Origin of the sequence: Vulcanococcus sp. DEBay_Sum29NL08_54, assembly GCF_017859255.1 — a bacterium.
Taxonomy (GTDB): Bacteria; Cyanobacteriota; Cyanobacteriia; order PCC-6307; family Cyanobiaceae; genus Vulcanococcus.
Map to the genome: position 1 here is coordinate 1 of NZ_JAFMNJ010000048.1, position 9,215 is coordinate 9,215.

Genomic DNA, 9,215 nt, shown 5'->3' on the forward strand with positions numbered 1-9,215 from the left:
CACCGCCGAAGCTCCCGAGCCGGTCAAGCAGCCCGTGCGCGGTCTCTGGTGATCCGGGGGTGATTCTCTTGTGATCTGAGCGCCCTCTCGGGGGCGCTTTTTTCTGTGCTTGCTTCCAGGTCTGGCTTGCACCAGAGTTCGCTCATTCTTCTTTCTGTTCTGGCAGGGAAAGAGATGAAACGCTTTCTCTTGAAAGCCTTGTTGCTCCTGTCTGTTGTGCCCTTGATGCCCATCCAGGCCAGTGCACAGGGCGTTCAGCAGACCTTTGATCAGATCGAGCGTTTGCAGAAGGAGGGGCCAGCGTTTCAGCGTGCAATGAATCTGGCGCGGACAAAAGCAGTGGCACTCAACGGTGGGTTGGGTCAGTACGTGCCGGCGGCCTGCATGTTTTCGACAACGCTTGCGCGTCAGCGTTGTTTGATGCGAGCCGATGCCCTGGGTTTCGTCTTTCGGTTTTCCGGCGGCCCTCCTGGCTGGGAGGCTCAAGGACGGTCTCCTGCGGTGATCACCGAGGTCTCCGTCAGTGCAGATGGCAAGGCACTTCTAAACATTCAGAACAGCGCGCAATGAGCCGCGCGCCATTGAGCATCTGCAATCCTTAATGCAGGACCGAGTACACCAGGGCACACTTTTGAGCGGTAGCAGTCGCTACAGTTTGAAGACGTTCGTCCCCTTTGGGGATGCATGATTTGACAGCAGGGAACGGGGCTGTCATCTCGAGGCTCATGCCATGAACACTCTCGCCCTTATCCGCGCCCAGATCCTCAAGGCCAAGCGTCTTGAACAGGCTCAGTTGGCCGGTTTAAGCCGGGTTGTGGTGCCGATTTTCTGATCGTTGCCGCAAGTGCTGGATGCGCCCCTTCGGGGGCGCTTTTTTCTGGCAAGGCGTCAGTTGGCGACTCAGTCCTCGATGGGGATTGAATCCCGCTGCCGGCGGGTTGGCCCGGTGCAGGTGCGAATGCTCAGGGGATGGTCGCCAAAGGCCCGTTTGGCCAGGCTCAGGGCCACGGATTCGTTGATCGCGACCAGGTGCACCCGCTTCTCACCGTGGGGAGTTTGGGCGGTCACATCAAAACCGAGCATTGCCTGAGGCAACAGAAACCACACTCTTGATAGGCCGTTCTGGTGCTGGGTTCCAAAAGCTTTAGAAGAATTTCCGTTGTCCTTCGATCTGACTTGGCCGCTGACATCCATGCTGATGCCCCTTGTGCAGAGTCAGGTTGTTGTCGGTGCGGTGTTAGGTTGACCTCTGACATCACAGGCGTGCTGCGTCGGCCCTTCACTGCATGGTCGCCGCTCACATCGACTGAAATACACGGAGTAAGGCTCAGATATCGGTTTGTTGTCGCCCACAGCGACCACGGCCCGTTCATTCCAATCCCCATTGCGGGCGCGTGACGGCAGTGTTCAAGCGTCTTTTCTCCGCTTTGGGGTTTGTCTGGACCAAGGACAGGATTTTTACGGCTTCATTGTTGCGAGCAGTTTCCCGCTGACTACGGCTTAGAACTTCTCGGGCCTGTTCTTGGCTGATCAAGAAGTGGATGAGCGTTCCTTCTGATATCTCCGCTGTTTTCCAAGGCACCATTCGTTTTCCCGTCTCCTCTTGCGTGCCGATTGTCGTCAAAAAATCTTTTGCTATTGAGTTCTTCTCGTGTTTGATCAGTTCATTCTGCTTCCTGTTGCCGGAGATCGGTCACTTGTATTGGACAGCAGCCATGATGACCTTTGGTCCGCGCAGGCCAAGCGTTATCAGCGGCTTGTTTTGGATCCTGAGCTCCTGCCTGCGCTCAATTCAGGGCCAGCTTTTCATGGTCCTTTAGAGACCGTCGGTTCAATGGGCAGCGATCTCTAGAGCCTTGAGCAAAGGCTCCTCTGGAGCCGTGCATCGTTTGGCGGAGTTCTGCATCCGTTCAAATGCTCATAGCCCTTTCCCTCTTTGCAGGCCATAACTGAGGAGTGCCACCTCAAGGCATAGGGAGGATCCTTTGCTTCCAAGGTTCTCCGCGGGGATCATCACTCTGCAGAGGCCCCTCTTCATCCATTGCACTGGGGGGAACTGTGCTCGATTACAACGTTGATCCTTTAGACGATCAGATCATCGTCGAGATTTCTCTTGCGCAGCTGAACAGTGTCCAGCATGAGGCGTCATCTGAGCTCGGCTCGCCGTGGGGGTATAGCCATGAAACCTGGTGTGTTAACAGGCACCACGCCCTCTTTCAATGTACAACTCAAGAAGCGAATCTGATGCGCCGCGGTGTCAACTATCGCTCGACGAAGGGAGTGTAAGTCGCGCCTTGAAGAGTGATTCAATCCTCCAGCCTCCGGCCCGAGGATGGTCTTGAGGCTTAGTAGTCGTCTCCGTACTTCACTGACGAGGTGGAATCCATCAGTTCAACCGTCGTCTGGTAACCGTTTTCAACGGTGAATTCATGTTGTGCTGCGACATCTTGCAGCGCCGCAACATCCAATTTAGGAGCGGTGATCCAGCTGAACCCCTTGCCGAAGGTGTTGTCCGGATTGACGACATACCAGTGGCATGCGGTGTCGGGGACGGACACAGAGCATTTTGTCCAGTCGTTGTCCCACTGAGGCACTTGAACGAAGGAGAGGGCCGCGAGTAATACGCCAAAGAGTCCAGTCAGCATTGCCGCCCATCCGTGTGAGCTGGACGCTATCAGGGAGTGCCGCAGGCAGAGGGTGTTGCTTGCTGCTGTCCTCGCGCTCCTGCGATGGCGGCACCAGCATGGGTGGAGTGCTCGGTCCGTCATGCTGCTCAACCCCTTTTGCCCCATTGCTGGAGCCAAGATCCTCAGCCTGAAGGCCACGGTGATTCTGTTGCTGACCCTTCTGATCAAGTCCAAGATTCGGATTGCGACCTTCTCAGGTCTGGGCGCCCTCTTGCTGCTTCTTCAGACCCTGGTCTTCTTTGCGGTCAGCGGTGGCTTGGCCGTTGCAGCCGCAGGAGCTGCCGTCTACGCCGTCCAACGACGCAAGACCTCTACGGCTACTGCTGTGTAATTACCCCCAAATGGGGCTATCGCGATCGTGACGATCAATCAGATGATTCACTCAACCCCGAAACGGGGGGACGGAATAGCTCACCCCTGACACTTTCCGGTGGGCAGGGGGATTTTTTTGACTTCACTGCGGCAGCCATTGAATGGACAGCGCCCTTCCGGCCTGGATGGCGCGAAACAGGAGGCTCGTCCAGAGGACAGCGCGCAGCGTCGTCGCTACCTGAAGGCGTTGACGGAGCCGGCCCCGGTGTTGATGGCCCAGTCCCCTCTGGCTGACGCCGTCATCCAATCGATAAGTTGATCGCCTGCGCGCGCCTGGGCCCATGCCTGTCAAGCCCCTGCCCAACACCGGTGCGGTGAGCGGCCTGAAGGAAACCCTTGATTTCTTCGGCGATCCGAGCTTTGCCCAGCGGCGTTTTGAGACCTATGGCGATGTCTTTGCCACCAAGCTGCTGACCCAGCCCATCGTCTTCATCCGAGGCGAACGGGCGATCAACGATCTCTTTCGCCAAGGCGAGTTACTTGAGGGCTGGTGGCCTGAGAGTGTCAAACAGCTGCTAGGCAGTCGTTCCCTCGCCAACCGCAGTGGAGCGGGTCATAAGGCCCGCCGGCGTGTGGTCGGTCAGCTGTTCTCCAGTGCAGCCCTAGCCCGCTACACCCCATCGATCTCTGGCCTGGTGGATGAGCTCGCAGAGGAGCTGACCTCGGCTGGTGGCCCAGTTCCCCTGGCCGGGAGGATGCGCCGCTTCGCCTTTGCCGTGATCGCCTCCACGGTGTTGGGGCTCGATCCGGATCGCCGTGACGCCCTGTTCGCTGACTTTGAGATCTGGACCAAGGCTCTGTTCTCGATTCCCTTGGCGATACCGGGCACACCCTTTGCCAAAGCCCTGGCAGCTCGCCAGCGGTTGCTGAAGCGCATCAAAGATGTCTTGAAGGAGGGCCGCAATCAAGGTGGCCTCGATCTCCTCAGTGGTGGCCTGGATGAGGCGGGGATTCCTCTGGAGGACGACGATCTGGCGGAGCAACTGCTGCTGCTGCTCTTCGCTGGTTACGAAACCACCGCGTCATCGCTGAGCTGCTTGTTTCGCGCCTTGCTGCTGCATCCGGAGGTGATGGATTGGCTGCAGAGCGATGTCATGGCCACTGGGTGGCCTGCGACCACAGCAGTGCAGTCACAAAAGCTGGATGCCACCGTGCTCGAGGTGATGCGGCAAACCCCGCCGGTGGGTGGGTTCTTTCGCCGCAGCCTGCAGGCGATTGAGCTGGCTGATGTGGCCGTGCCAGCGAACAGTGTGATCCAGGTGGCGCTCACGCCAACGGCGACCAGCAGCGGCACAGACCTGACGGAGTTCCGTCCGCAGCGCCATCTCGATGGTTCGTTTGGGCAAACACTGCTGCCCTTTGGCGGTGGCGAGAGGGTCTGCCTCGGTAAAGCCCTGGCCGAATTGGAAATTCGTTTGATGGTCGTTGGCTTGTTGCAGCAGGTTCAGCTTGAACTGGAGCCGGATCAAGATCTTTCGCTGCAGCTGGTGCCCAGCCCCATCCCACGGGGAGGCCTGATGGTGAGCGCAACAGCACGCTGACCCTCAGGTTCGAGTTGTTGGGGGCCATGTGGTGGGCCCCCGCTCGGACAGCGCTGTCTTCACCGCGCCTCCAACTCGGTTATGGCCTAGGTGGGGTTGCGGGTGCAATCCTCAGCGCCTGATCCGAGCAACTCCATAGCCAACGGCAAGGCCAACAGCACCGCTTCTCAGGCCGATCGCAAGGGTGCGTCGGTCTACTGCACTCATTCGTCCAACGCTCATGACAGCGGCTGCTCGGGCAATCCAGCAGCGGATGGGTTCATGAAAAGAACCAAGTCATCGCCAGTTTTCCTGGCATTGGAAGACGCAGGCTGGAGATGCGAAGTATTGGTCGCTTCTGCTATTGGGTTGGTTGTTGACGTCGTGTCGAAGGTTCGAAGATTGGATTGATCTCTAGGGGGAGTAACTCCTGCACGCTGAGCTGGACTATGTCTCCACTGGTTATTTTCTCGGGTTCATATGGACGCGGCTTTTGATCATAGTGTCGAGAAACTAGCGCTACATTGAGCAGCAATGCTGCAACCAATGTGATCAAGAATGCTGACAGGGTCTTCACCATTTCTCGGTCTCGCTTTTGGTGCCAGCGTAGTGATTGGCGAGAGATAAAGGTGAAGTAGGCCTAAGCCGCATTTCATCTGCTGGTGTCTGATGCATTTGTGCTGAAGAGGCTTCCTGTGCTCCCTCAAGCACTGTTTACTGATGACTGAGGACAGCGGTGGTTCAGGTCAGGAACGCCAGCTTTAGGGTCTGATGAACGAGTGCATGATGCGAACTCTCGATGCAGCATCGCACCGCGAGAGACAGCGGCAAATCGATGCTGTTGAATTTGCGATTGCGATTCACGGGCGCAAGTCTTGGACGAGGGCTCATGACCAAACGGTTTTTGCCTACCTGAAGAAGCACCCACGTTGATCGGGACGCCACTGCTCAGGCGACACAGCAGCGGAGAGGGGGATCAAAAAAAGACGGGTGCCACCGGTCCTCCATTCTTTGCTCAGAAAAGAGGACGCCAGCTTTTGCATTCACTTCTGGTTAGCCGCTTGGTGCCTTAGGGATGTAGTTGGCTCTTTGTAGCTCTCAAGTCTTTCAGTCGACAGCAGTTCCCGTACTCGTCTACCGGGAACTCATGCAGCACATCACGGCTGTGTCCAGACACGATTCTGTAACTCCTCCCTGAAACCCAGCACCTGGCTTTTGTGGTGGTGTACGCATTCCACCAAGCATGTCTCACAACCTCGTCGACCCATATTTGCCCTGCCGCGTCAAAACGCTGAACAATGATCATTGCTCTAGCTCGCGATGACTATTGACCAGGCTTCTACAGGTTTTGCACTTCCTCAAGCATTTTAAAGACTGGCTTCGGGATCGCTACACGTTTTGCAGGGCTGGGTGCTCGTGAGCGCAAGGAATGAATTGACTTTCAAGATACGCCCATCAGTTATGTGGGTCACATTTGCTTGATTCTCATTGCCTTGCTGGGCTTTGAGTCCGCCGAACCCAGCCAGTCCAATCGCTTCTGCTGCCTCGTCCATTTGCTCTTCTGATCTCCATTTTGATCAGCAGAGACTGCATCCCTCTTCGGCTTGAAAGTGGAAGACATCTAGCGATTGAGGAGCAATGGCTACCAAAAACAGTGTGATCCCCAGGACATGGGCGGTTTGCACGACTGCGCCCCTCTGTGATTCACGAGAGCGTTCACTCGACCTTCGTCACCTCAATGTGACCAAGTTCCACAAAGACGAAGCCGCATTAACTGGCTACACGCTGGACCGCTGGGATCTCCATGGCGTTCCTTGCGAGTGCTTGGAGTGCGTTGCCGACTATCAAGACCTGCTGCTGCTGCAGCCAGATCAGAACAGACGACGACTGAGAGAGTCGTCCTGACCATGGACAGGGAGGAGGCCTGCACCCGATTACGCGCTGGCTGGGAGGTTGAACCACATCTCCTGGAACTGATCGAAGGTGACTACGACAGCCCTCAGCGCAAGCGATTCATTCGTGGTCAGCAGAAGCTGGTTGATCGCTTAGGACTCAAGGAGCTCCCCGACCCAAGCGTTAGTTCTTGATCCAGATCCTGGAGAGGAGCCAGGCAAAGAGGCCGCAAGGAAGGGCGAACCCAATTATTGGGAAAGCCGTGGCGACTGGAGCGGCTAACGCGCTCGGGAGCCAGGCGCCCAGGCTTGACTGCCAGTTACCGGTCGCTTCTGTGCAGAAGCTGGGTGCCAGGAACATCACCGGCACGAACATCGTCGAGAGCACGGAGGTGAGAACGATCTTCTGGGCATCGGTCATCGCCAGTCGTCCGCTCCCTGATGCAGCCATCCTCGCTCTGATCACCAACAGCCCCTCCGATTTCAAAAGAAAATGGAGCGGGAAGAGCAACTGCGTCAGGCAACAGCTCCCTGACCCATATCTCATGACCATGGGTGGAGCGATGCCATTCCCCGCTCGGACGCAGCGGGTCTTTGGTGCGCCTCCAGCTCGGTTATGGCCTAGGTGGGGCTGGGGGCGGAATCGTCAGCGCCTGATCCGACCAACTCCATAGCCAACGGCCAGGCCAATCGCTCCGCTTGTCAGGCCGATTGCAAGGGCGCGTCGGTCTACTTCGCTCATTCGCCCAACCGAGACCACTGCTACGGCACTGAGGACTAGGCCAATAACGGCAACGGCTATCGCGTCAAAGCTGCCTGCCTTCTGGTTCTTGTTGCTGGCCGTTTTGACAATCGCTTTGCGCTCGTGACCTTGTTCCTTGTCCAGTTCCCGCTGGAGATCGCGGATGTCTTTTTGAGGGTTCGTGCTCACGGGCTGCGTGGCCTGTGTGTGCTCCCAGCCTTGCGGTCCTCTGCTCAGATGGCAAGAGACTTGGAGAATTGGCGGCTCCTGCGTGCGCCGCGCTGGAACCAATCAAAGCGATCATCCTGCTAGAGCAGCAGTTGCTGACGCTCTGCACCCGTACAAGCAGCGTCGAGTTGTGACTCACCTACAAGACGTCCAAGGGTGAGCCCACCTCTGCGGAGTGGATGCTCCTCGAGGCTGAGGTCCGGAAAGCCAGGCGCAAGTCTTGGGAATGCATCGCATTTTCTCAGCATCCTGCGGGGCAATCGTCTCAGTGTGGCGACAGTGTTCAGTTTTTTGGTGCAGATCTGCTTTGGCTGCGGTAACCGGCGCTCAGCGTCAATTCTCACCAGTAGAACAAAAAAGGTCCTTGCAGCTTTTGCATGAACTTTCTGAAAACAGCCTTGGCCATCTCCTTGATGGCCCCGACTCCTTTGCTCGCCTCTACCTCGGCTGAGATTAAAGCCACAGGAACGATCGCGACATTCTGCAATATCAGCAACCAAGGTGGTCCAATCGCAATGCAACCTTCGGCAGATGGTGACCGCCTGAGCGGCACTGGTTCTTATCGCTATGTAGCGAATGGCAATTCCAAGATCGTGTTGAGTGCCTTGCAGTTAAGTGCGCCTACGGGTGCTGCTGCAGCGACTCCAAGTATTCAGCTTGCTTCGCTGGTCTCGAACAACTCTAGTAGTGCCTCAGCTTCTAGTCAGGAGTCTGGAGGTGTCATTCGTTCTGATGGCGCTATCGATACTTCCATTGTCGAGAACAATGGTGCAGGGCTTTTGACTGCTGGTGACTATGAGATCCAGGCCACGGCAACCTGTACCTCTCTCTGAATTAATGATTCGAGCGATTCTTCTTTTGATCGCAGTCCTGTGGTCTGGGCATGCCAATGCCCAGACCGCTTTTCTGGATAAGCGAGAGTTCAGCGCTAAGAGTGGACGGGTCAGAGTCAAGCTTGGTGTGTCCCACGACTACAAAAAATCTGTGCGACTGACTGTGCGGCTCAAAGGAGCTGGAGTCGACGATGAGACGCCGGGATCGATTCTCACCGACTCTGTAAGGATAGTGCCAGCAAAGTTCAAAATACCGCGGAATAAGTTTAGGAATGTCTTGCTTACCTTTGAACCCGCTATCTCGACGCGAACTCCTTACTTTGTATGTGTCATATACCAGCCAGTTGTCGAGCGCATCGATCGAAATGGTCGCGCTGGTGGTTCCATGCTCTTGGCTACGGAATCCTGCTCGCGCTTTTGGGTGGTCCCGTAAGAAGTGGTGAGCGGCTTGAGCTGGAGGATTTTTCTGTGTACGCCCCCCAGCCCAAGATTGAACTGGATCTCGACGATGGCAGTACGTGCTCTGTAACCGACCGATCCCCGGCGACTTTGGTTTTCTATGGCCGGCAACTCAACAGCTTGGCGCTCTCCAATAACACCAATAGCCTTGTTCTCTCCAATGGCAGCAATATTGGAACCCAGAGCGATCTCGGTGGCGGTGTGGCGCTAATGATCCCGCTTGGAGGAACAGGCTTTAAAAAAACGTGTTCGGGTCTGTTGAGGCTTCAGGAGGCCAGGGCCAAGATCGCCCTTGCTGAGCAATTACTTGAGTCGGGGCAGATTACTGAAGCCGAGATGAGCAAGGTTGTCTCCGGCCTGCGTGGACTATTGGGAATCTGATCTCGCCTTGGTGCGCCGGCCCAAGCCGGTCAACGCGTTCCAAGTTTTGTTCAGAAGCGAGACATGGCCGAAATCTTGGCCAGCTTGTCGGCTGTGAGTCC

The 9,215-nt window shown here is 56.5% G+C and carries 10 protein-coding genes; 6 read left to right on the forward strand and 4 right to left on the reverse strand.

Going from position 1 to position 9,215, the window contains the following annotated elements:
- Positions 1–174: 174 nt before the first annotated feature.
- Positions 175–570: a hypothetical protein gene (locus QZ186_RS10675; protein WP_296416742.1), complete on the forward strand. Its 396-nt coding sequence runs from the start codon at positions 175–177 to the stop codon at positions 568–570.
- 330 nt (positions 571–900) lie between these two features.
- On the opposite strand, the gene QZ186_RS10680 is transcribed toward QZ186_RS10675, so the two are convergent.
- The gene (locus tag QZ186_RS10680) at positions 901–1,083 is read right to left on the reverse strand and encodes a hypothetical protein (RefSeq protein WP_010316152.1); all 183 of its coding nucleotides are present in this window, start codon (positions 1,081–1,083) and stop codon (positions 901–903) included.
- Between the two features lie 458 nt (positions 1,084–1,541).
- Here QZ186_RS10680 and QZ186_RS10685 point away from each other — a divergent pair, with 458 nt between their 5' ends.
- A complete protein-coding gene (locus QZ186_RS10685; protein WP_296416743.1) occupies positions 1,542–1,820 on the forward strand; it encodes a hypothetical protein in 279 nt (92 codons plus the stop codon).
- A 525-nt stretch (positions 1,821–2,345) separates the two neighbouring features.
- Here QZ186_RS10685 and QZ186_RS10690 read toward each other — a convergent pair.
- Positions 2,346–2,645: a hypothetical protein gene (locus QZ186_RS10690; protein WP_247477695.1), complete on the reverse strand. Its 300-nt coding sequence runs from the start codon at positions 2,643–2,645 to the stop codon at positions 2,346–2,348.
- A 121-nt stretch (positions 2,646–2,766) separates the two neighbouring features.
- Between QZ186_RS10690 and QZ186_RS10695 the strand changes: the two genes are divergently transcribed.
- Both QZ186_RS10695 and QZ186_RS10700 read left to right on the forward strand, forming a co-directional pair.
- Positions 2,767–3,018 (forward strand): hypothetical protein, encoded by a 252-nt coding sequence (locus QZ186_RS10695; RefSeq protein WP_296416744.1) that lies wholly within the window; start codon positions 2,767–2,769, stop codon positions 3,016–3,018.
- A gap of 322 nt (positions 3,019–3,340) precedes the next feature.
- Positions 3,341–4,600 (forward strand): cytochrome P450, encoded by a 1,260-nt coding sequence (locus tag QZ186_RS10700; protein WP_247477699.1) that lies wholly within the window; start codon positions 3,341–3,343, stop codon positions 4,598–4,600.
- A 2,055-nt stretch (positions 4,601–6,655) separates the two neighbouring features.
- Here the strand turns inward: QZ186_RS10700 and QZ186_RS10705 are convergent.
- Both QZ186_RS10705 and QZ186_RS10710 read right to left on the reverse strand, forming a co-directional pair.
- Entirely contained in the window at positions 6,656–6,922 is a 267-nt protein-coding gene (locus tag QZ186_RS10705; protein WP_296416745.1) for a hypothetical protein, read from the reverse strand.
- 195 nt (positions 6,923–7,117) lie between these two features.
- Complete coding sequence (locus QZ186_RS10710) at positions 7,118–7,402, reverse strand: hypothetical protein (RefSeq protein ID WP_010316168.1); 285 nt, start codon at positions 7,400–7,402, stop codon at positions 7,118–7,120.
- A gap of 416 nt (positions 7,403–7,818) precedes the next feature.
- Between QZ186_RS10710 and QZ186_RS10715 the strand changes: the two genes are divergently transcribed.
- Together QZ186_RS10715 and QZ186_RS10720 are read left to right on the forward strand one after the other, a co-directional pair.
- Positions 7,819–8,274, forward strand: coding sequence for a hypothetical protein (locus QZ186_RS10715; RefSeq protein WP_296416746.1), 456 nt, complete (start codon positions 7,819–7,821; stop codon positions 8,272–8,274).
- Positions 8,275–8,691: 417 nt separating this feature from the next.
- Positions 8,692–9,114, forward strand: a complete 423-nt coding sequence (locus tag QZ186_RS10720) for a hypothetical protein (protein ID WP_296416747.1) — start codon at positions 8,692–8,694, stop codon at positions 9,112–9,114.
- Positions 9,115–9,215 lie beyond the last annotated feature (101 nt).